Genomic DNA, 23,701 nt, shown 5'->3' with positions numbered 1-23,701 from the left:
CCTATCGCTTGTTCTTGCCAGTACGACGGCGACGCACAATAAGCTTGTCGCTCTCTTTGTTCGGGCGGCGGGTGCGGCCTTCACGCTTACCGTTCGGGTTGACGGGGTTACGTCCACCGGACGTCTTACCCTCACCACCACCGTGCGGGTGGTCGACCGGGTTCATGGCGACACCACGGACGGTCGGGCGGACGCCCTTCCACCGCATACGGCCGGCCTTGCCCCAGTTGATGTTCGACTGCTCGGCGTTGCCGACCTCGCCGACGGTTGCGCGGCAGCGCACGTCAACGTTGCGGATTTCGCCGGAAGGCAGGCGCAGCTGGGCGAAACGGCCTTCCTTGGCAACAAGCTGGATGGATGCACCGGCGGAGCGGCCCATCTTGGCGCCGCCGCCCGGACGCAGTTCAACTGCGTGGATAACGGTACCCACCGGGATGTTGAGCAGGGGCAGGTTGTTACCGGGCTTGATGTCAGCACCGGCACCTGCCTCCACAACGTCACCCTGGGAGAGCTTGTTGGGGGCGATGATGTAACGCTTGGTGCCATCAACGTAGTGCAGGAGGGCGATGCGAGCCGTGCGGTTCGGATCGTACTCGATTTCGGCAACGCGGGCGTTGACGCCGTCCTTGTCGTGGCGACGGAAGTCGATCAGACGGTACTGGCGCTTGTGTCCACCACCCTTGTGGCGGGTGGTGATCTTACCGGTGTTGTTACGGCCGCCCTTCTTGGGCAGCGGACGTACCAACGACTTTTCCGGCGTCGACCGCGTGATTTCGATAAAGTCCGCTACGCTCGAGCCACGACGGCCCGGGGTAGTCGGCTTGTACTTACGGATTCCCATAATTTATTTCCTCGTTAAAGTGGTCTCCGCTACGCGAGCGGACCGCCGAAGATGTCGATGGTGCCTTCTTTGAGGGTGACAATCGCACGCTTGGTGTTCTTGCGGGTACCCCATCCGAATTTGGTGCGCTTGCGCTTACCGGCACGGTTGATGGTGTTGATCGATTCGACCTTGACGGAGAAGATCTTCTCCACGGCCAGCTTGATCTCGGTCTTGTTCGAACGGGGGTCCACCAGGAAGGTGTACTTGCCCTCGTCGATCAGGCCGTAGCTCTTTTCCGACACGACGGGTGCAAGCACGACGTCGCGGGGATCCTTGATGGTGGCTGCACTCACTTGGCATCCTCCTCGTTCTTGGCTGCCTTGGCGGCCACGAATGCTTCGTAGGCTGCCTTGGTGAAGACAACGTCATCGGAGACGAGAACGTCGTAGGTGTTCAGCTGGTCTGCGTACAGAACGTGAACGCCGGCGAGGTTGCGCACGGACAGTGCGGCAACGTCGTTGTCGCGCTCGATGACGACCAGCAGGTTCTTGCGGTCGGAAACACCGCGGAGCGTTGCAAGTGCGGTCTTGGCGGAAGGCTTGGTGCCTTCAACCAGTTCAGCGACAACGTGGATGCGTCCGTTGCGGGCCCGGTCGGAAAGTGCGCCGCGCAGTGCAGCAGCAATCATCTTCTTGGGGGTCCGCTGGCTGTAGTCACGCGGGGTCGGACCGTGGACAACGCCACCGCCGGTCATGTGGGGAGCACGGATGGAACCCTGACGGGCGCGGCCGGTGCCCTTCTGCTTGAACGGCTTGCGTCCTGCACCGGAAACTTCAGCGCGGGTCTTGGTCTTGTGGGTTCCCTGGCGGGCAGCAGCGAGCTGGGCAACGACAACCTGGTGCAGCAGCGGCACGTTGGTCTGAACGTCGAAGATCTCTGCAGGCAGGTCAACCTGGACAGTGTTAGCCATTGAACTAGGCTCCCTTCACGGCGGTACGTACGAGGACGACCTGGCCGCGGGCACCGGGAACGGCACCCTTGATCAGGAGCAGCGACTTCTCGACGTCAACCGCGTGAACGGTGAGGTTCAGCGTGGTGTGACGAACGGCGCCCATGCGGCCGGCCATTTTCATGCCCTTGAAGACGCGGCTCGGGGTGGATGCGCCACCGATTGAACCGGGCTTACGGTGGTTCTTGTGGGCACCGTGGGAAGCTCCAACGCCGTGGAAGCCGTGACGCTTCATAACACCGGCGAAGCCCTTACCCTTGGTGGTGCCGATGACGTCGATCTTCTGACCGGCTTCGAAGACCTCTACGGAGAGCTCCTGGCCCAGCTCGTACTCGGCAGCATCTGCGGTACGAAGTTCGACGACGTGGCGGCGAGGCGTGACGCCTGCCTTTTCAAAGTGACCAGCCAGCGGCTTGGTGACCTTGCGGGGATCGATCTGGCCGTAGCCGATCTGGACGGCGACGTAGCCATCGGCCTCAGCGTTGCGCAGCTGGGTGATGACGTTCGAATCTGCCTGGACCACAGTGACGGGGATGAGCTTGTTGTTCTCGTCCCAGACCTGGGTCATGCCGAGCTTCGTGCCCAGCAGGCCCTTTACGTTACGGGTTGCGGTCATAGTTTCTCAGCACCTCCCTACAGCTTGATTTCGATGTTCACGTCAGCCGGCAGGTCGAGACGCATGAGCGAGTCGACGGCCTTCGGCGTGGGATCGATGATGTCGATAAGACGCTTGTGCGTGCGCATTTCAAAGTGCTCGCGGCTGTCCTTGTACTTGTGCGGAGAGCGGATCACGCAGTACACGTTCTTCTCCGTCGGCAGCGGCACGGGGCCGACTACCGTTGCGCCTGCGCGCGTGACCGTCTCAACGATCTTCCGTGCTGAAACGTCAATGACCTCGTGGTCGTATGACTTCAGCCGGATGCGGATTTTTTGTCCCGCCATGTCGCCTGACTCTCTTTCAGTCTGTGCTTCCCCGGTTTAGGGCTGCCCTGTTCACTTACCTGTTGTATGGCTGCCGAAGCATTTGAGGTCGTAACCACCATCCGCCGCACAAACTGAATCCGGATAAATCCGGGTTCCTCACCTTGCCGGCGTAACCGACCCCCGCGGTCGGGCGTGTCGCGCTGGGCGCGCATATGAATCCGCAGTTCCATGGGGGTGGGTTATGTTTGGTCTTCAGCTTGGACCCTGCACCCGGCATTATCCGGATCGGGACGCGAAGAAGCGCTTGAACAACTCATCTAGTATGCCGGAAAACCCTGCCAGATGCGAATCGCCGCTTTTCAGCCCCGTGAACGGCCATTGCCGTGGACCGGAAGCCACTGGATGATAGGGGCATGACCATGGAAGGCACGGAATCGGTGACCGAACTGGCCGGGCGGGTGCCGCCGTCGTTCACCCTGGGTGTTGCGGCTGCGGCGTTCCAGATCGAAGGCTCCCTCAAGGCGGATGGCCGGGGACCCTCCGGGTGGGACGCCTTCGCCGAAAAGCCCGGGGCAATCCTGGACGGCCACTCCCCCGCCGTCGCCTGCGACCACTACAACAGGTTGCCCGAAGATGTGGCGCTGCTCAAGGAGCTCGGCGTTGGCTCGTACCGCTTTTCGCTCTCCTGGCCCCGCATCCAGCCCGATGGCCAGGGCAGCTTCAACGCCCAGGGACTGGATTTCTACGACCGGCTGATCGACGAACTCCTCGAGGCCGGCATCTCCCCCATGGCCACTCTCTACCACTGGGACACTCCTTTGCCGCTCGAGCACCGGGGCGGCTGGCTGAACCGGGACACGGCGCATCGCTTTGCCGAGTACGCCAGGGCGGCCGGCGAGCGGTTCGGGGACCGGGTGCCGCAATGGGTCACCCTCAATGAGCCCGTATCGGTGACCCTGAACGGCTATGCCTTGGGGGTGCATGCACCTGGACGCCGCCTGATGTTCGATGCACTGCCCGCCATCCACAACCAGCTCCTGGCGCACGGGTTGGGGGTCCAGGCGCTGCGGGCCGCCGGAGTTGTTGGTGGCATCGGCCTGACGAACCTGCACTCACCGGTCAGGCCCGCGTCCCGGAAGATCGGTGACCGGATGGTCGCCCACCTGTACGACCTGCTGATGAACCGGCTGTACGCCGACCCCGTCCTGCTGGGCCGCTACCCGTCCCTGCCGTTGTATGCCAGGCCATGGCTTCGTTCCATCGGCAGGATTTCCGACGCCGACCTGAAAACCATCCACCAGCCGCTGGATTTCTATGGGCTCAACTACTATTTCCCGGTCAAGGTGGCGCTGGGGCCTGGCATCACGCCCCTGCCGGCGGACATGCACCAGGAACTGGCCAAGCTTCCCTTCCACGAGGTGGGGTACCCGGAGTACGGCAGCACGGGTTTCGGCTGGCCGGTGGCACCGCACCACCTGGGTATCCTGCTGCAGGAAATGCGGGACCGTTACGGTGATGCCCTGCCGCCGGTGTACATCACCGAGGGCGGGGCCAGCTTCCCCGAGCCCGACCGCGTATCCGAGACTTTGGACGACGCCGACCGGGTGGACTACCTGGCAACCCACCTGGGGACTGCGCTGGAGGCTACGGCGCCCGGGGGTATTGCCGAGGGCGTGGACCTGCGCGGCTACTACGTGTGGACCCTGATGGACAACTTCGAGTGGGCCGCCGGCTACTCGCAGCGCTTCGGCCTGGTGCATGTGGACTTTGAGACCCTTGAACGGACCCCCAAAAAGTCCTTCTACTGGTACCAGGCCCTCTCGCGGGCCCGGGCACGCCGGGACAGCTAGCGCAGGGCCGCCGGCGCCTGCTCAGGCATGTCCGGAGACCGTGAGGACGATCAGGACACAGTTCAGTCCGACGATCAGCGCGGCACTGGTCCAACCGGCAATCCGCAGCGGCCGGGAATCCACATGGATGCCCATCACCTCACGGCTGCCGGTGAGCCGGATCAGGGGGATCAGCGCGAATGGAATCCCGAAGCTGAGGAGCACCTGGCTCAAGACGAGGGCGAGCGTCGGCTCTATCCCGGCGCCCAGGACCACCAGCGCCGGGATCAAGGTGATGATCCGCCGGACCAGGAGGGGAACCCTCATCTTCAGGAGGCCGCCCATGATCGTGGCTCCGGCGTAGCAGCCCACCGAGGTGGAGGCCAGTCCGGAGGCCAGCAGGCCCACGGCGAATACGACGCCGATCACCGGCCCGAGTGCCGACGTCACGGCGGCATGCGCCCCGGCAATGGTGTCGGTTCCTTCCACGCCGCGGAGGCTGGTTGCGGCCAGCAGCAGCATGGCTATATTGACGATTCCGGCAAGGAGCAGGGCACCGGCGACATCAACGCGCGTTGCCCGGATGAGCCGGGACCGGACCCCGGGATCAGGCGAGAAGCCATGGCGGTCCCGTGCCAGGGCTGAGTGCAGGTAGATCGCGTGCGGCATGACCGTTGCCCCGAGCATGCTGGCGGCCAGCAGAACCGTATCTGTCCCCTCGAACCGCGGCACGAGGCCGTTCAGCGCACCGCCCGCGTCAGGTGGGCTGACAAACAGGCCCGAGACGAACCCCACCGCAATCACTCCCAGGAGCACCAGGATGGCGATCTCGAAGGACTTCTGGCTGCGGTGCGATTGAAGGGTCAGCAACAGCATGGAGGCAACACCGATGATGAATCCACCGGCCAGCAGGGGTACTCCGAAAAGGAGGTTCAGCGCCACCGCGCCACCGATCACTTCGGCCATGTCCGTAGCCCCGGCCACAAGCTCTGCCTGGGCCCAGTAGGCGCGGCGGCGCCGCGTACCCAGCCGCTCGCCCAGGATTTCCGGCAGGCTCATGCCGGTGGCGAGGCCAAGCTTCGCGGATTGGTACTGGATCAGCACCGCCATGGCGTTGGCGGCCACGAGGACCCACACAAGCAGGTACCCGAAGTTGGCCCCGGCCGTCAGGTTTGCGGCGACATTGCCCGGGTCCACGTACGCTATGGCCGCCACGAAGGCAGGTCCGAGCAGCAGGAGCCGGGACCAGGCCTTGGGGCGGCCAGGTCCGGCCGTCAGTGTGGGGGCAACCATCACGTGTCCTCGTCGTTGCGGGCATCTATGAGACGAGGATAGCGCGAATTTAGGTATACCGAAAAGTAGGACTACGGCATACCAGCGAACGTGCGCGGCATGACATTACTGGTTCTTGTTGGACCTGTTTATCCGTTTGGCGCGATCGATCTCATGCCGGAAATACTTTTTGGCCCAGAACGCCCCGGCAACGACGGCAACCGCGATGATCAGGAAAATAAGCCACCCCATGATGGACTCCTCTCAGTAGCTGAAACAGTATCAGGGCGCGTTCCCGGCCTTGTCCTGACCAGCCGTGCCACGGTTGAGCCGCCAGACCGCAAAAGCAATCAGGCCGGTGGCCACAACCGCCAGGAGTGCAAACGTGTACTGCCGCATCGCCCACAGGACGCAGACGGCAATCCCTGCCGCGCCCCACCTGACAAAGAGCCTGTCACCAAGGACCAGCCCGGCGACCAAAAGCCCGGCGAGCCATACCAGTACCCACAACTGCTGCGAGTTTTCACCTCCGAACACTGTGCCCGCCCCTGAAAGGCTGAGCAGCCCAGCGGCAGCACACGCATAGCGCCGGCCGATCGCAGGACTGCCTGTCAGATATCGCAGGCCGGCCAGCACGGAGGCCAGCAGCATGTACCACTGCGCCACCCAGAAGGGATCCGCGTGCGCAACGACAGGCCACGGCAGGAGTCCCCGGACTGCACTGAACTCGAAGAGGGCGGCCCGCTGGACAGCAGCCACGATTGCCAAGGCGGCCAGCTCCGCCGCCGGCCGGCGCATGCGGGGTGTCGCTTCGACGACAGCAACAGCGGCGGCGGCAACGAGGACGCCCACACCGGCCCAGGAAGTTCCATCACGGTAAAGGCCCGCAAGTGCTGCCAGCAGAAGGCCGGCGAAGGCGCCTACGGCCAGTGACCAGCGCCGGAACGGATCATCCGCCAGCGCCCCGGACCGTGCCCTGCGCACGGCATAAAGCCCCACTGCCCCCACGCCTGGTCCTGCCAGCCACGGGAGGTAGTGTGCCCACTCCCCCGCGCCATTGCCCCTGGATTCTCCCAGCCAGGCGACCGCCAGCATGAAGGCACCGACAAGCACAGCGGCCACAGCCGGCGGATAGAGGAGCGGCATCGCTTCCACGTGGGAAGCCGTTAGCAGGACTGCGGCAACGGCCAGCACGGCAGCGCCCGGAACCCAGTCGGACGCTTGGGGCGAGACAGCCAACGCCGCAGCGGTGAATGTTCCTGCACCGGCGAGCCATAAGCGGCGCTCCGGGCCCATCGAGGCACTGCGCCGCCGCCATTCCGGACCGGCGGCGGCTGCCGCGAGGCCCAGGACCAGAAGCACAACAGCTGTCCCGGTGAAGCTGAGGGCAGGCACGTCCCCGAAATCAACTACCGGGCCGAGGGACAATACGCCGAGGAGCAGTCCGTAAACGCCGAAGTACAGCGCACCCCGGGCAACGAACAGCCTGCGGGCCGCAGCGGCCGACACCACCAGCAGGCCCAGCTCCAAAAGCAATACCCAACGGCTGGCGCCGTCCATCCCGGTTCCGCCGCCCGGCAGCGGTCCGCCAAGGTACGCGCCAAGCCGCAACTCCCCGTGCTGCACTGCGTACGCCAGGGGCAGCACGGCCTGCCCTGCAAGGGTGATCCACACGGCGGCCTGCTGGAACGGCACGGCAGCGAGCCGGAAACGCATCAACCAGCGAATGAAATGCTGTGCGGCAAGGACGAACGCAAACGTTACGGATACAGCAGTGGGTGAGGCCGTCACGTCGTCGCTGAGCACCAAGGCAAGGGCGGCAATGAGGACGCGCGCGGCAACGAAGTACCACCCTTTGCTCCGAGGCCGGGGCACCGCTGCCACCATGACGCCCGCAAACACTGCGAAGACACCCAGCAGAACCTCTACCACCCGGGCATTTCCGAGCGATAGGCCCGCGAGGGCCATGAAGGACAGAGGGGCGATGACTCCAGCGGCCGGCTCTGTCCGCAGGACGTAGGCAGCCACTGCGGCGGAAACAGCAGCTCCGGACACGGCAGCCAGGTGCTGCCAGCTCCCGGAGGCCTGAAACGCCAGGACGGCACAGGCGGCAAGCTGCAGCACGATGACACCGGCAGCGTCGAAGACTACGCCCGAGGGGGCCCGCCTCAAGATCTTTCCGGCCAGAGGCAGGGACAGCTGGGCAAAGAGGGCGGCAATGAGTACGGTGGCCGGATGCAGCGCCTCGCCTCCGACGACCAGGCTGCCGGTGCTGTGCTGCAACTGCGAGAACGCCGTCAACACCAGAACGGTGCCTGTCGCCCGGGCGGCCCACCAATATGCCCACCGGTGCTCCAGCGCCGGGAGCCTGGACGCAGAAGCAACCAAGTATGCCAGCAGCAGCAAGAGGACGAGGTTCCCGGCCCCCTCCGCCAGCCTGTCAAACGCAAACGCCGCAAGCATCGCGGCCACTACGGGCGCCAGGACCTCTCCGGCACCGGGCCGCCAGTTGCGCCAGTCCGCAGGTTTGCCGGTCAGCAACAGGCCGGTCACGAGTGCAGCTGTGAGCTGGATCAACACCGCCGCCCACACCAGTCCCTGGGACCCGCGGCCCGCAAGTGACGAGAGGCTGGCGATGCTTCCGAGCCCGAGAAGCGTGAAGCCCACCAGGCTCAGGGCGGGCGCCAGGGTGCTTATTCCGAAACGCTGCATCGCCGCAGACAGGAGTTGCTGCAGGGCCGCCGCGATCAGCAACGTGAACCACACGGCCCTATCCTGCTCGGCGCCGTCGGTCAGGGCTGCTGCCAGCGCGGGAGCCAGCACCGTGCAGGCCAGGCGTGCGTTGAGCACCATGCGGTGCCGCAGCGCCCCGTCTGCTGCGTAGGCCCGGGCGGCCCAGAAGAAGGCAGCCGGGGCCAGCAGCAGCGCAAACACGCCCTCACCGAGGCGGTGGCTGACGACGGCTGCCAACAACAGTGCCGGGACCGGCACGACCTCGGCGCGGCCGCGCAGCCTGGCAGCCAGCGCGAAGCCCGTGACAAGGCACAGCAGAACCGGAAGCCACAGTGGCACAGGACTTGCCGGTATCCGAGCCGGCGGGAAGAATCCCGCGACGACGACGGCCAGCGCATAGCCGGCCGTGGCCGCGAACTGGACACCGAACGCGACGAACGCGTCACGCCGCCAGCGTGCCGTACCCGCCTGCGAACCGGCGCCGGCCGTCCGGTGGTGCCCGCCGGACGCGTCTGGTGTCCGTGTAATCCAGGCTGCAAGGCGTGCACCCATGAATGCAACTGCCACTGACTGGGCGCCGGCCACAACGGCAAGTGTGAACAGGGCGGCCGTCCCGCGTCCTGACACGTCCCAGATCCCGATGGTGGCCGCGATAGTCAGCGCCACCCTCGCGGCCCTGAAGTACGCCAACCGTAGACCGGCCATGGCCACTGCAAACACGGCGAAGTATGCCCCGCAGGCGCCGAGGACAAGCGCATACTCTGCCTTGGTCAGCCCCGGGCCAGCGGGCAGGAACGGCGATAACGTGGCCGCAGCCCCAATACCTGGCACCACATAGGGGTGCAGTGCGGCAAGCGGCCCGGCGAAGACCGACGGCAACCATGACGGGCGCACGTGCGACAACAGCGTGAAGGCCACGCCCACACTGATCATGGCCGCAAAATACCAAACGAGTGCTCCTCCGAGGACGGCAACCCCCGACCACGCACTCGACACCACGAACGTCAGAGACAGGTAGGTCAGGACTTTACTTTCCAGCCTGATGGCGGCCGCCACATAGGCGGCGGTCCCCAGTAGGGACGTCAGCAACCAGGTGGCGGGCCCGTCATGCCAGGCAAAGTTGTACAGTGCCAGGCCCGTAACCGGCACCAGTGCCAGCCCGGTGCCGGTAAAGGCAACGGCGGCGGGCCTTAGCCGCGCCACCTTTGCATGCAGCCCGAACCCGAGGCAATAGAACATTGCGGTGACAGCTCCAACACCGGCGAAGCGCAGCATCGGGGGCAGACTGCTGCCAACGAAGAGCGCCGCAGCCGCCACCAGGAGCAGGCTTGCAACGTAGAGCGTGATGTTGATGTTCTGCCGATCCCGGCGTTCCCGGCGCGCCTGGCGCTCTGCCGGCGTGCCGGCGCGCGGCACGGCACGGGCGGCCGCTGGCATTGGCGCGGCGGGCCGGGGCTGCCCCGCCCGTCCGGGGCCACGCATGATTCCCAACCCGTGGGCGTCGGCAGGCCTAGTCGGTGCTACGGGCGCCGGGGCGGGCCGCCCGGAGGGCGCTGCCGCAGCGAATCTTCCGGCCACTGGCGGAGGCGCAGGATGAGCCATGTCGACACGAACCTGCGCCGGGTTCGCCTCCTGCACAGCGGGCTGGCCTGCGCCGGCCGGATGCCGCATCTGCTCCATTTGCGCCATGGCGTCCAGCCAGCCCTGCAGATGACCGGCACGGTACCCTGCGGCATACGACTCGTCCCTCATGTTGGGCCTTCTTCCATCAGTCAGCAGCCACCGTTTATTTATCCAACGACTGGATGAATGCTAGCAAAAGAAAACCCCGCTGCACTGGGCAGCGGGGTTTTCTGTGGATTACCGAATCAAGGATTCGGATGGTCCGAGATCAGCAGAAACTACTTGATGATCTTGGTGACACGTCCCGAACCAACGGTGCGGCCGCCTTCACGGATTGCGAAGCCGAGGCCCTCTTCCATTGCGATGGGCTGGATGAGCGCAACCGTCATCTCAGTGTTGTCGCCGGGCATAACCATTTCCGTGCCCTCGGGCAGGGTGATAACGCCGGTTACGTCCGTGGTGCGGAAGTAGAACTGCGGGCGGTAGTTGGAGTAGAACGGGTTGTGACGTCCGCCTTCGTCCTTGGAGAGGATGTAGACGTTGGCCTCGAAGTCGGTGTGCGGGGTGATGGAACCCGGCTTGACGACAACCTGGCCACGCTCGACATCGTCGCGCTTCAGACCGCGGAGCAGGAGGCCACAGTTCTCGCCGGCCCATGCTTCGTCGAGCTGCTTGTGGAACATCTCGATACCGGTAACCGTGGTCTTCTGGACCGGGCGGATGCCGACGATCTCGACCTCGGAGTTGATGGCGAGGGTTCCACGCTCGGCGCGGCCCGTAACAACGGTGCCACGACCGGTGATGGTGAAGACGTCTTCGATCGGCATCAGGAACGGCTTGTCGCGGTCACGTACGGGGTCCGGAACGGACTCGTCGACTGCAGCCATCAGGTCCTCAACGGACTTGACCCACTCGGGGTCGCCTTCCAGGGCCTTCAGGCCGGAGACGCGAACAACCGGAGCGTTGTCGCCATCGAAGCCCTGCGAGCTCAGGAGCTCACGAACTTCCATTTCGACGAGGTCGAGGAGCTCTTCGTCGTCAACCATGTCAGCCTTGTTCAGCGCGACCAGCAGGTAGGGAACACCAACCTGGCGGGCCAGCAGAACGTGCTCGCGGGTCTGAGCCATCGGGCCGTCGGTAGCAGCAACCACGAGGATTGCGCCGTCCATCTGGGCAGCACCGGTGATCATGTTCTTGATGTAGTCAGCGTGGCCGGGGGCGTCAACGTGTGCGTAGTGACGCTTCTCGGTCTGGTACTCCACGTGGGAGATGTTGATGGTAATACCGCGCTGACGCTCTTCGGGTGCAGAGTCGATCGACGCGAAGTCACGCTTCTCGTTGAGAGTCGGGTACTTGTCGTACAGCACCTTGGAAATGGCGGCCGTCAGCGTCGTCTTACCGTGGTCAACGTGACCAATGGTGCCGATGTTGACGTGCGGCTTAGTCCGCTCGAACTTTGCCTTTGCCACAGGTTCCTCCTAGAACGTTTTCAAATGACATACCCTCCTGCCGCTCTTGTCGCGGCAGAAACTCAGGTAAGTCTACTTGGGGGGCTTTGGATTGGTGAAATTGCAGATTCAGGAACTAATACTAGTCCCTAGAGCCTGTTCGTGCAGATGGCCGGGAACCGGCTTGACCGGACGAATCCGACCGTGCCCCGGCCACCTGCACCGGCTGTGCTTTCCGTAACCGGCAAGCGCACCCGAGTTTTTTCGCTGCGAAAAGTCCGAGGGACTACTCGCCGCGGGTCTTCTGGATGATCTCGTCGGCAACTGCCTTCGGGACCTCGGCGTAGCTGTTGAACGTCATGGAGTACACAGCACGGCCCTGGGTCTTCGAGCGCAGGTCACCGATGTAGCCGAACATGCCGGACAGCGGAACGTGCGCACGGATGACCTTGACGCCCTGTGCATCTTCCATGGACTGCATCTGGCCACGGCGGGAGTTGAGGTCACCGATAACTTCACCCATGTATTCCTCAGGGGTGCGGACCTCGACATCCATCAGCGGTTCAAGCAGAACCGGGTTCGCCTTGCGCGCAGCTTCCTTGAAAGCCATGCGGCCGGCGATCTTGAACGCCATTTCCGAAGAGTCAACATCGTGGTACGCGCCGTCAATCAGCGTGGCCTTGATGCCGACAACCGGGTAGCCGGCCAGGACGCCGTCGTTCAGCGCATCCTGGATGCCGGCGTCAACGGACGGGATGTACTCGCGGGGAACGCGGCCACCGGTGACCTTGTTCTCGAACTCGTACAGTTCGCCCTCGGCAGTGTCCAGCGGCTCGATCGCGATCTGGATCTTTGCGAACTGGCCCGAACCACCGGTCTGCTTCTTGTGCGTGTAGTCGTGGCGTTCGACGGCGCGCTTGATGGTTTCGCGGTAAGCAACCTGCGGCTTGCCCACGTTGGCCTCGACCTTGAATTCGCGGCGCATGCGGTCCACCAGGATGTCCAGGTGAAGCTCGCCCATGCCGGCGATGATGGTCTGGCCGGTGTCTTCGTTGAGGGACACCTGGAAGGTGGGGTCCTCAGCGGAGAGCTTCTGGATGGCCGTGGAGAGCTTCTCCTGGTCACCCTTGGTGTTCGGCTCGATGGCAACCGAGATCACGGGCTCCGGGAAGCTCATGGACTCGAGCACGATCTGGTTGTTGGCATCGCACAGGGTGTCGCCCGTGGTGGTGTCCTTCAGACCGATGGCTGCATAGATGTGGCCGGCGGTAGCACCCTCGACGGGCATTTCCTTGTTGGCGTGCATCTGGAACAGCTTGCCGATGCGCTCCTTCTTGCCCTTGGTGGAGTTGACCACCTGGGCGCCTGCTTCCACGTGACCGGAGTACACGCGGATGAAGGTGAGCTGGCCGAAGAAGGGGTGGGCCGCAATCTTGAACGCCAGAGCCGAGAAGGGCTCTTCCGAGGAAGGCTTGCGGGTCAGTTCCTTCTCTTCGTCGCGAGGATCGTGGCCGACCATCGGGGGGACGTCGAGCGGGTTCGGCAGGTAGTCCACCACGGCATCGAGCATCGGCTGGACGCCGCGGTTCTTGAAGGCGGAGCCACAGAAGATCGGGTACAGCTCGGAGTTGATGGTCATCTTGCGGATGCCGGCCTTGAGCTCGTCGATCGAGATCTCTTCGCCCTCGAGGTACTTCTCCATGAGTTCCTCAGAGGACTCGGCGACCGTCTCAACGAGGTTCGCGCGGTACTCTTCAGCCTTTTCCTGCAGGTCGGCAGGGATCTCGCGGATTTCGTACTTGGCACCCATGGTCACGTCGCCCTTGGCGTCGCCCGGCCAAACCAGGGCACGCATGTAAAGCAGGTCGACGACGCCGATGAAGTCGTTCTCGGCACCGATGGGCAGCTGCATGACCAGCGGCTTGGCACCGAGGCGGCTGATGATGGTGTCTACGGTGAAGTAGAAGTCAGCACCGAGCTTGTCCATCTTGTTGACGAAGCAGATACGCGGAACGTTGTACTTGTCAGCCTGGCGCCAAACGGTTTCCGACTGCGGCTCAACGCCTTCCTTGCCATCGAAGACGGCAACTGCACCGTCGAGGACGCGCAGGGAGCGCTCAACCTCAACCGTGAAGTCAACGTGGCCGGGGGTGTCGATGATGTTGATCTGGTTGTTCTCCCAGAAGCAGGTCACGGCGGCAGACGTGATAGTGATGCCGCGTTCCTTTTCCTGTTCCATCCAGTCAGTGGTCGAAGCGCCGTCGTGCGTTTCGCCGATCTTGTGGTTCACACCCGTGTAGAACAGGATGCGCTCGGTTGTGGTGGTCTTGCCGGCATCAATGTGGGCCATGATGCCGATGTTGCGGACCTTACTAAGGTCGGTAAGCACGTCCTGTGCCACGGGGTCTCCTTTTGGGATGGACTACACGTTCGCCGCCGGCTCTGTTGAGCCGGCGGCGCCCGGGGAGTATTACCAGCGGTAGTGTGCGAAGGCCTTGTTGGACTCGGCCATCTTGTGGGTGTCTTCGCGACGCTTCACAGCGGCACCGAGACCGTTGGACGCATCCAGGATTTCGTTCTGGAGGCGCTCGGTCATCGTCTTTTCACGGCGGGCCTTGGAGTAGCCAACCAGCCAGCGCAGGGCGAGTGCGGTGGAGCGGCCCGGCTTGACCTCAACCGGGACCTGGTAGGTGGCGCCACCGACACGGCGGGAGCGAACTTCAAGCGAAGGCTTGACGTTGTCCATGGCCTTCTTCAGCGCTGCGACGGGGTCGCCACCGGACTTGGCGCGTGCGCCTTCGAGGGCACCGTAGACGATGCGCTCTGCAGTGGACTTCTTGCCGTCAACAAGCACCTTGTTGATGAGCTGGGTTACCAGCGGGGAGCCGTAAACCGGATCCGAAACGAGCGGCCGCTTGGGGGCCGGACCCTTGCGAGGCATATTACTTCTTCTCCATCTTTGCGCCGTAGCGGCTGCGGGCCTGCTTACGGTTCTTCACGCCCTGGGTATCAAGGGCGCCACGGACGATCTTGTAGCGGACACCGGGGAGGTCCTTAACACGACCACCGCGGACGAGCACAATGGAGTGCTCCTGCAGGTTGTGGCCAACACCGGGGATGTAGGCGGTAACTTCCACGCCGCCGTTGAGGCGAACACGCGCCACCTTACGCAGAGCCGAGTTCGGCTTCTTCGGGGTGGTGGTGTAAACGCGGGTGCAAACACCGCGGCGCATGGGGCTGCCCTTAAGCGCGGGAGCCTTGGTCTTTGAGACCTTAGGCGTGCGGCCCTTGCGGACCAGCTGGTTAATCGTAGGCACTCTCGTGTTCTCCGTTTTATCCGGAGTGGCTGTTTCCGGCCACTCTCTTGTTGCGTTGCCCCGCCGCCCGAGCCCTGAAGAGGATCTTCATGGCGGCGAAGGCGAAGCCTTTAATAGTCGGATCGCATACCGGGAAGGAGCTTGCGATCCCATCAGTCCCTAGGCATGCAAAAATGTGGCATACGTTGCACAAGAACCCTGCAAACCGGAAACGTCGCTCTGGTCCAGCCTTTCAGCTGATACCGGCGCACTCATCCACTGCCACAATAACAATTGGTAACCAGTCTACCACGGACAGTGTCCAGGCCTTAATCGACGGGTTAAAGGGGGATGGTCCCCCACCGTGCGGTGCGGGACCATCCCTTTCGGCTAAGCCGGCTTCTGCTGGTTAGCGGAAGTCGTTGCCGAGGTCGTAGTCATCCAGCGGGATGGCGTGGAACTCCGGAGCTCCGTCACCACCCAGGGTGTCGTACGAGAAATCGCTGAATGCGCTGGGGCCGGTGAACAGGTTGGCCTTCGCTTCTTCAGTGGGCTCGACCGTGACCTCCGTGTAGCGCGGGAGGCCCGTGCCGGCGGGGATCAGCTTACCGATGATGACGTTCTCCTTCAGGCCGAGCAGCGGATCGCTCTTGCCTTCCATGGCCGCCTGCGTCAGGACGCGGGTGGTCTCCTGGAAGGAAGCGGCCGAGAGCCAGGACTCGGTGGCCAGCGACGCCTTGGTGATGCCCATGAGCTCAGGACGTCCGGAAGCCGGAGTCTTGCCCTCGGACACAACGCGGCGGTTGGCCTCCTCGAACCGGCTCCGCTCGGCGAGCTCGCCGGGCAGCAGGTCCGATTCGCCGGACTCGATGACCGTGACGCGGCGCAGCATCTGGCGGACGATAACCTCGACGTGCTTGTCGTGGATACCGATGCCCTGGCTGCGGTACACGCCCTGGACCTCGTCCACCAGGAACTTCTGGGCGGCACGCGGACCCATGATGCGCAGGACCTGCTTGGGGTCCACGGGGCCGTTGATCAGCTTCTGGCCAACGGTGACGTGGTCGCCGTCTTCGATGAGCAGGCGTGAACGGCGCAGGACCGGGTAAGCGATCTCTTCCGTTCCGTCATCCGGGGTGATGACCAGGCGCATCTGGCGCTCGGACTCTTCGATGGTGATGCGGCCGGCTGCTTCGGCAATCGGCGCGACACCCTTCGGAGTACGGGCTTCGAAGAGCTCCTGGATACGGGGCAGACCCTGGGTGATGTCGTCGCCACCGCCGGCGGAAACTGCACCACCGGTGTGGAACGTACGCATGGTCAGCTGGGTACCGGGCTCACCGATGGACTGTGCGGCGATGATGCCCACGGCCTCGCCGATGTCCACGGTCTTGCCGGTGGCCAGCGAACGGCCGTAGCACAGGGCGCAGGTGCCGACGCTGGACTCACAGGTGAGGACAGAGCGGACCTTGACCTCGGTGATGCCTGCCTTGAAGAGTTCCGCGATGACGACGTCGCCGCAGTCGGTGCCGGCGGCTGCGAGGACATTGCCCTCGGAGTCCACGACGTCGACGGCCAGCGTACGGGCGTAGGCGCTGTTCTCGACGTTCTCGTCCAGGACGAGCTCACCGTTGGAATCGGCGACGGCGATGGGCGTGACCAAGCCACGCTCCGTACCGCAGTCCTCTTCACGGACGATGACGTCCTGCGAGACGTCCACCAGACGTCGGGTCAGGTAACCCGAGTTGGCGGTACGCAGGGCGGTGTCGGCCAGGCCCTTACGGGCACCGTGCGTGGCGATGAAGTATTCCAGCACCGACAGGCCCTCACGGTAGGAGGACTTGATGGGGCGCGGGATGATCTCACCCTTCGGGTTGGCCACCAGGCCACGGATACCCGCGATCTGGCGGACCTGCATCCAGTTACCACGTGCACCGGAGGACACCATGCGGTTGATGGTGTTCATCGGGGACAGGCTCTCGCGCATCACCGAGGCGATGTCGTTGGTGGCCTTGTTCCAGATCTCGATCAGTTCCTGGCGACGCTCGTCGTCGTCGATCAGGCCCTTGTCGTACTGGCCCTGGATCTTGGCGGCCCGTTCCTCGTAACCGGCAAGGATTTCCGGCTTGGCAGCCGGAACCTCGATGTCGGAGATGGCAACCGTGACGCCTGAACGGGTGGCCCAGTAGAAACCGGCATCCTTCAGGTTGTCCAGCGTTGCCGCGGTGACGACCTTCGGGTAGCGCTCGGCGAGGTCGTTGACGATGCGGGACAGTTCGCCCTTGTCGGCAACAGCCTCGACCCAGGGATAGTCCTCGGGCAGAGTCTCGTTGAAGAGGACCTGGCCCAGGGAGGTCTGGACGAGAGCGGGCTGACCCTGCTCCCAACCTTCCGGAGCTTCCCAGCCGGCGTAGGGCACGAAGCCTTCGAGCCGGATCTTGACCTGCGAGTTCAGGTGCAGCTCGCGGGCGTCGAACGCCATGATGGCTTCCGAAACCGAACCGAAGATGCGGCCTTCACCGGCCGAACCCTTGCGCTTGGTGGTCAGGTGGTAGAGGCCGATGATCATATCCTGCGAGGGCAGGGTGACCGGGCGTCCGTCGGAGGGCTTCAGGATGTTGTTCGAGGACAGCATCAGGATGCGGGCCTCAGCCTGCGCTTCGGGGCTCAGCGGCAAGTGGACTGCCATCTGGTCACCGTCGAAGTCGGCGTTGAACGCGCCACAAACCAGCGGGTGCAGCTGGATTGCCTTGCCTTCAACAAGCTGCGGCTCGAATGCCTGGATACCCAGGCGGTGCAGGGTAGGTGCACGGTTGAGCAGCACCGGGTGTTCGGTGATGATCTCTTCGAGAACGTCCCAGACCTGCGGGCGGTAGCGCTCCACCATCCGCTTGGCCGACTTGATGTTCTGGGCGTGGTTGAGGTCAACCAGGCGCTTCATCACGAACGGCTTGAAGAGCTCCAGGGCCATCTGCTTGGGCAGGCCGCACTGGTGCAGCTTCAGCTGCGGGCCGACGACGATGACCGAACGGCCGGAGTAGTCGACGCGCTTGCCGAGGAGGTTCTGGCGGAAACGGCCCTGCTTGCCCTTGAGCATGTCGCTCAGGGACTTCAGCGGACGGTTGCCCGGTCCGGTGACCGGACGGCCGCGGCGGCCGTTGTCGAAGAGGCTGTCAACAGCTTCCTGAAGCATGCGCTTCTCGTTGTTGACGATGATCTCCGGGGCCCCGAGGTCAAGCAGGCGCTTGAGGCGGTTGTTCCGGTTGATCACGCGGCGGTAGAGGTCGTTGAGGTCGGAGGTCGCGAAGCGGCCACCGTCCAGCTGGACCATCGGGCGCAGTTCCGGCGGGATCACCGGGACGGCGTCGAGCACCATGCCGAGCGGGCTGTTGTTGGTGGTCAGGAACGCGTTGACCACCTTCAGGCGCTTGAGGGCACGGGTCTTGCGCTGGCCCTTGCCGTTGGCAATGATGTCGCGCAGCAGGTCGGACTCGGCCTGCATGTCGAAGTTCTCAAGACGCTTCTTGATCGCTTCGGCACCCATGGAGCCTTCGAAGTACATGCCGTAGCGGTCGCGCAGTTCGCGGTACAGGCCTTCGTCACCTTCGAGGTCGGCGACCTTGAGGTTCTTGAAGCGGTCCCAGACCTGCTCGAGGCGCTCGATGTCGGCGTCGGCGCGCTTGCGCACGTTGGCCATCTGGCGGTCGGCGGAGTCCCGGGCCTTCTTCTTGTCCGCTGCCTTGGCGCCTTCGCCCTCGAGGCGTGCGATTTCGCCTTCGAGGTCGCGGGCGATCGCGGCGATGTCGGCGTCGCGGTTGTCGATCAACTGCTTCTTCTCGATGTCGTGCTCAACCTGCAGGTTGGGCAGTTCCTCGTGGCGGGCAGCCTCGTCGACGCTGGTGATCATGTAGGCGGCGAAGTAGATGACCTTCTCGAGGTCCTTCGGAGCCAGGTCAAGGAGGTAGCCCAGGCGGGACGGAACACCCTTGAAGTACCAGATGTGCGTGACGGGAGCGGCCAGCTCGATGTGGCCCATGCGCTCACGGCGGACCTTGGCGCGGGTGACTTCGACGCCACAGCGCTCACAGATGATGCCCTTGAAGCGCACGCGCTTGTACTTGCCGCAGTAGCACTCCCAGTCCCGGGACGGGCCGAAGATCTTCTCGCAGAAGAGGCCGTCCTTCTCGGGCTTGAGCGTGCGGTAGTTGATGGTTTCCGGCTTCTTAACCTCGCCGTACGACCAGCCGCGGATGTCTTCCGCGGTGGCGAGGCCGATCTGCATGAGGCCGAAGGAGGATTCGCTGGACATATGGTCCCTGTTCTCTCTTGTTCTCTAAATTCTGAAGTCTTGACGGCGCCGGGGTTTCGACAGCTCAACCACCGGGCGCCCTGGTTGCGGGAGGAGGGAGGGGGCGTACGACGGCGGGTGGTCACCCGCCGTCGTCAACCTCCTGCTAGACCTCTTCTACGGAGCTGGGCTCTGCGCGAGACAGATCGATGCCCAGTTCTTCCGCAGCCGTGAAGACTGCGTCATCAGAGTCACGCATTTCAATTGTGGTTCCGTCCGTGGAAAGCACTTCCACGTTCAGGCACAGCGACTGCATTTCCTTGATCAAGACCTTGAAGGATTCGGGAACACCCGGCTCGGGGATGTTCTCGCCCTTGACGATCGCTTCGTAGACTTTCACGCGACCGTGGATGTCGTCCGACTTGATCGTGAGGAGCTCCTGGAGCGTGTAGGCGGCGCCATAGGCTTCGAGCGCCCACACTTCCATTTCACCGAAGCGCTGGCCACCGAACTGTGCCTTACCACCCAGCGGCTGCTGCGTGATCATGGAGTACGGGCCGGTGGAGCGCGCGTGGATCTTGTCGTCCACCAGGTGGTGGAGCTTCAGGATGTACATGTAGCCGACCGAGATCGGATCCGGGAACGGTTCGCCGGAGCGGCCGTCAAACAGGCGGGTCTTGCCCGAGGAGTTGATCAGGCGGTCACCGTCGCGGGTCACGTTGGTGGAATCCAGCAGGCCCGTGATTTCCTCTTCGCGGGCACCGTCGAACACCGGGGTGGCAACAGTGGTGGGGCCACTCTCGCGCGGCAGGTTCGGCAGCTGCTTGACCCACTCGGGCTCGCCTTCGATCTTCCAACCGGTCTTGGCAACCCAGCCGAGGTGCGTTTCGAGCACCTGGCCCACGTTCATACGGCCCGGAACACCCAGCGGGTTCAGGACGATGTCAACAGGGGTGCCGTCGGCAAGGAAGGGCATGTCCTCGACCGGGAGGATCTTGGAGATAACGCCCTTGTTGCCGTGGCGGCCGGCGAGCTTGTCGCCGTCGGTGATCTTGCGCTTGGCGGCCACGTAGACGCGGACCAGCTGGTTCACGCCCGGGGGCAGCTCGTCGTCGTTGTCGCGGTCGAAGACGCGGACGCCGATGACGGTGCCGGACTCGCCGTGCGGCACCTTCAGGGAGGTGTCGCGCACTTCGCGGGACTTCTCACCGAAGATGGCGCGCAGCAGGCGCTCTTCCGGGGTCAGTTCGGTTTCACCCTTCGGGGTGACCTTTCCGACCAGGATGTCGCCTGCTTCAACCTCGGCACCGATGTGGATGATGCCGCGCTCGTCCAGGCCGGCCAGGACTTCCTCGGACACGTTGGGGATGTCACGGGTGATCTCCTCGGCACCAAGCTTGGTGTCGCGGGCATCGATCTCGTGCTCCTCGATGTGGATGGAGGAAAGGACGTCCTCGGCAACGATGCGCTGCGAGAGGATGATGGCGTCCTCGAAGTTGTGGCCTTCCCATGACATGAATGCCACGAGCAGGTTCTTGCCGAGTGCAAGTTCACCCTGGTCCGTTGCCGGGCCGTCGGCGATGATGCCGCCGACTTCCAGGCGCTGGCCTTCGTTCACCAGGACGCGGTGGTTGTAGCAGTTGCCCTGGTTGGAGCGGGCGAACTTGTTGATGCGGTAGTTGGTCTCGGTGCCGTCGTCGTTAAGCATGATGACGAGCTCGGCGGAAACCTCGGTGACCACACCGGCCTTCTTGGCGATGACAACGTCACCTGCGTCGACGGCGGCGGCGCGTTCCATGCCGGTACCCACGAACGGGGCCTCGGAACGGACCAGCGGCACGGCCTGGCGCTGCATGTTGGCACCCATGAGGGCACGGTTGGCGTCGTCGTGCTCCAGGAACGGGATCAGGGCGGTTGCCACGGACACCATCTGGCGCGGGGAGACGTCCATGAACTCGACGTCGGCGGCGGGAACCAGGACGGGCTCGCCTCCACCACCACGGGCACGGACCAGGACGGTGTCCTCGGCGAACTTGTTGTTCTCGTCCAGCGGGGCGTTGGCCTGCGCGATCAGCACCTCGGCCTCGTCGTCGGCCGTCAGGTACTGGACGTCGTCGGACACGACGCCGTCCTTGACCAGCCGGTACGGGGTTTCGATGAAACCGAACGGATTGATCCGGCCGTAGGACGCCAGCGAACCGATCAGGCCGATGTTCGGGCCTTCAGGAGTTTCGATGGGGCACATACGTCCGTAGTGGGACGGGTGCACGTCACGGACTTCCATGCCGGCACGGTCACGGGACAGACCACCCGGACCAAGCGCGGACAGGCGGCGCTTGTGGGTCAGGCCCGAGAGCGGGTTGTTCTGGTCCATGAACTGGGACAGCTGGGACGTTCCGAAGAACTCCTTGATGGCTGCAACCACAGGGCGGATGTTGATCAGGGTCTGCGGCGTGATGGCTTCGACGTCCTGGGTGGTCATACGCTCACGGACGACGCGCTCCATGCGGGACAGGCCGGTACGGACCTGGTTCTCGATGAGCTCGCCGACGGCGCGGATGCGGCGGTTGCCGAAGTGGTCGATGTCGTCAATTTCGACGCGCAGGTCCACTTCCTGGCCATCGCGGGTGCCCTTGATGGTCTTCTCGCCGGCGTGCAGCGCGACCAGGAACTTGATCATGGCAACGATGTCTTCAACGTGCAGGACCGAGGCTTCCTTGTCACCAAGGGAGCGGTCGATGCCGAGCTTGCGGTTGATCTTGTAGCGGCCAACCTTGGCCAGATCGTAGCGCTTGGAGTTGAAGTACAGGTTGTCCAGCAGGGACTGGGCAGCCTCGACGGTGGGCGGCTCGCCCGGACGCAGCTTGCGGTAGATGTCCAGCAGGGCGTCTTCGCGGGTTTCGGTGGCGTCCTTCTCCAGGGTTGCCCGCATGGAGTCGTACTGGCCGAACTCTTCGAGGATCTGGCCTTCGGTCCAGCCGAGGGCCTTCAGCAGGACCGTGACGGACTGCTTGCGCTTGCGGTCGAGGCGGACACCGACCTGGTCGCGCTTGTCGATCTCGAGCTCGAACCAGGCACCGCGGGACGGGATGATCTTGGCGGTGAAGATGTCCTTGTCGCTGGTCTTGTCGGCGGCGCGCTCGAAGTAGGCGCCCGGCGAACGGACCAGCTGGGAGACGACGACACGCTCGGTGCCGTTGACCACGAAGGTACCCTTCTCGGTCATCAGCGGGAAGTCGCCCATGAACACGGTCTGCTGCTTGATTTCGCCCGTGTTGTTGTTCATGAACTCGGCCTTCACGTACAGCGGAGCCGAGTACGTTGCGTCCCGGTCCTTGCACTCGGCCATTGTGTACTTGGGGTCAGCGAACTCCGGATCGGAGAAGCTCAGGGACATGGTGCCCTGGAAGTCCTCGATCGGGGAGATCTCTTCAAAAATGTCCGACAGGCCGGACGTGGTGGCGACGCTGAGATCGTTTTCTTCGACAGCCTTTGCCACGCGTGCCTGCCAGCGCTCATTGCCGACCAGCCAGTCGAAGCTGTCTGTCTGCAGGGCAAGCAGATTCGGAACGTCAAGAGGTTCGTGAATCTTTGCGAATGAGAGCCGGCGAGTGGCACCATCAGTGCTGTCGGCGGTGTTAGCGGTTTCGTTATTAGAGGTGCTCGAGGCGACCAAGAGGGATCCTTCCACAGACCTTCAGGCGTTTTCAGATCTCCCCCGCTGTGCACCCTGCGGAGTGACTCCGCAGCGCTACCATCCGGTTCCGCTATATGACCCGGGACCCGCGCTGACGATGCTGTGACGTTGTCACGGCACGTTGATTGCCAGCTGCCAGGCAAAGCCCACCGCTATATGAAGGCTGAAGGTAAACAGGGAAGACGCAAATATCTACGATACGGCAAAACAACCTACGTGTCTACCCCACATCCGGCCGGATTGCAAGCACCGTTTTCGCGCTGTGCACCCGCCGCCCTACAGGCGCAGCGTGACGCCTTCCGCCGTGCAGGTCCCCGAATTGGCGAAGACGGCATCCCGCACCGCGTCCTTGGACTCCTGGGCGGGCGTGCCGCCGGACTCCGCGGCAGCCGAGTGGTCGATCGCCAGCAGGCTGAGCGAGGCGAAGAGTCCCTCAAGGTCGCCGGAAACGGTGCCTTTGGCGTCCTGGGCCTTCAAGTAGACGTCCTCGTAGCCCTTTGCATCGGTGGGGGAAACCGCAGCGTAGTCCGCGAACAATTTGTTGAAGAGTTCGCAGGCTTCCTTGGCACCCGCAGCCGCGTTGCCGGCGCCTGTTGACGCACGGGGCGTGCTGGCATCGCTGGACCGGACCGAGGGCGAAGCGGACGACTGCGTTGACTCCGCCGGCGCCGGTGTCGATACCGAGCAGCCGGTGAGCGCGGCAGCGGCGGCAAGGGCTGCTGCGGCAAATGTCGTCTTCAAGTTCTCGCTCCGTCCGTC

The 23,701-nt window shown here is 64.0% G+C and carries 16 protein-coding genes; 1 reads left to right on the top strand and 15 read right to left on the bottom strand.

Annotated features, from left to right (window positions below):
• Position 1 precedes the first annotated feature (1 nt).
• The 5 genes from rplB to rpsJ are packed head-to-tail and all read right to left on the bottom strand — an operon-like array spanning position 2 to position 2,774.
• A complete protein-coding gene (gene rplB, locus QRM95_RS16735) occupies positions 2-841 on the bottom strand; it encodes a 50S ribosomal protein L2 (protein ID WP_026264302.1) in 840 nt (279 codons plus the stop codon).
• A 29-nt stretch (positions 842-870) separates the two neighbouring features.
• On the bottom strand, positions 871-1,176 hold the full coding sequence (gene rplW / locus QRM95_RS16730; RefSeq protein WP_011692807.1) for a 50S ribosomal protein L23: 306 nt from the start codon (positions 1,174-1,176) through the stop codon (positions 871-873).
• Complete coding sequence (gene rplD / locus QRM95_RS16725; protein WP_018760455.1) at positions 1,173-1,793, bottom strand: 50S ribosomal protein L4; 621 nt, start codon at positions 1,791-1,793, stop codon at positions 1,173-1,175. Before rplD ends, rplW begins: the two co-directional genes overlap by 4 nt.
• Positions 1,794-1,797: 4 nt before the next feature.
• Positions 1,798-2,448 (bottom strand): 50S ribosomal protein L3, encoded by a 651-nt coding sequence (rplC, locus tag QRM95_RS16720; protein ID WP_013601833.1) that lies wholly within the window; start codon positions 2,446-2,448, stop codon positions 1,798-1,800.
• Between the two features lie 17 nt (positions 2,449-2,465).
• Entirely contained in the window at positions 2,466-2,774 is a 309-nt protein-coding gene (gene rpsJ / locus QRM95_RS16715) for a 30S ribosomal protein S10 (protein ID WP_003803825.1), read from the bottom strand.
• Positions 2,775-3,169: 395 nt separating this feature from the next.
• Between rpsJ and QRM95_RS16710 the strand changes: the two genes are divergently transcribed.
• Positions 3,170-4,606, top strand: coding sequence for a GH1 family beta-glucosidase (locus tag QRM95_RS16710; RefSeq protein ID WP_018760456.1), 1,437 nt, complete (start codon positions 3,170-3,172; stop codon positions 4,604-4,606).
• Positions 4,607-4,627: 21 nt separating this feature from the next.
• Here the strand turns inward: QRM95_RS16710 and QRM95_RS16705 are convergent, their stop codons facing one another.
• From QRM95_RS16705 to QRM95_RS16660, 10 genes are all read right to left on the bottom strand, one after another.
• A complete protein-coding gene (locus QRM95_RS16705) occupies positions 4,628-5,878 on the bottom strand; it encodes an Nramp family divalent metal transporter (protein WP_285248639.1) in 1,251 nt (416 codons plus the stop codon).
• A gap of 105 nt (positions 5,879-5,983) precedes the next feature.
• On the bottom strand, positions 5,984-6,109 hold the full coding sequence (locus QRM95_RS16700) for a hypothetical protein (protein ID WP_285248638.1): 126 nt from the start codon (positions 6,107-6,109) through the stop codon (positions 5,984-5,986).
• 30 nt (positions 6,110-6,139) lie between these two features.
• Positions 6,140-10,342, bottom strand: coding sequence for a hypothetical protein (locus tag QRM95_RS16695; protein WP_285248637.1), 4,203 nt, complete (start codon positions 10,340-10,342; stop codon positions 6,140-6,142).
• A 149-nt stretch (positions 10,343-10,491) separates the two neighbouring features.
• Positions 10,492-11,682: an elongation factor Tu gene (tuf, locus tag QRM95_RS16690; RefSeq protein ID WP_018760460.1), complete on the bottom strand. Its 1,191-nt coding sequence runs from the start codon at positions 11,680-11,682 to the stop codon at positions 10,492-10,494.
• A gap of 265 nt (positions 11,683-11,947) precedes the next feature.
• Complete coding sequence (gene fusA, locus QRM95_RS16685) at positions 11,948-14,062, bottom strand: elongation factor G (RefSeq protein ID WP_018760461.1); 2,115 nt, start codon at positions 14,060-14,062, stop codon at positions 11,948-11,950.
• 69 nt (positions 14,063-14,131) lie between these two features.
• The gene (rpsG, locus tag QRM95_RS16680) at positions 14,132-14,602 is read right to left on the bottom strand and encodes a 30S ribosomal protein S7 (RefSeq protein WP_003803829.1); all 471 of its coding nucleotides are present in this window, start codon (positions 14,600-14,602) and stop codon (positions 14,132-14,134) included.
• Position 14,603: 1 nt separating this feature from the next.
• Positions 14,604-14,978, bottom strand: coding sequence for a 30S ribosomal protein S12 (gene rpsL / locus QRM95_RS16675; RefSeq protein ID WP_009358312.1), 375 nt, complete (start codon positions 14,976-14,978; stop codon positions 14,604-14,606).
• Between the two features lie 388 nt (positions 14,979-15,366).
• Positions 15,367-19,266, bottom strand: coding sequence for a DNA-directed RNA polymerase subunit beta' (locus QRM95_RS16670; protein WP_018760462.1), 3,900 nt, complete (start codon positions 19,264-19,266; stop codon positions 15,367-15,369).
• Between the two features lie 145 nt (positions 19,267-19,411).
• Positions 19,412-22,921 (bottom strand): DNA-directed RNA polymerase subunit beta, encoded by a 3,510-nt coding sequence (rpoB, locus tag QRM95_RS16665; protein ID WP_018760463.1) that lies wholly within the window; start codon positions 22,919-22,921, stop codon positions 19,412-19,414.
• Positions 22,922-23,218: 297 nt separating this feature from the next.
• On the bottom strand, positions 23,219-23,683 hold the full coding sequence (locus tag QRM95_RS16660) for a hypothetical protein (RefSeq protein ID WP_285248636.1): 465 nt from the start codon (positions 23,681-23,683) through the stop codon (positions 23,219-23,221).
• Between the last annotated feature and the right edge of the window lie 18 nt (positions 23,684-23,701).

Origin of the sequence: Pseudarthrobacter sp. efr-133-R2A-89 (assembly GCF_030209315.1) — a bacterium.
Lineage (GTDB): Bacteria > Actinomycetota > Actinomycetes > Actinomycetales > Micrococcaceae > Arthrobacter.
This window is presented reverse-complemented; position numbering and strand designations above follow the sequence as displayed.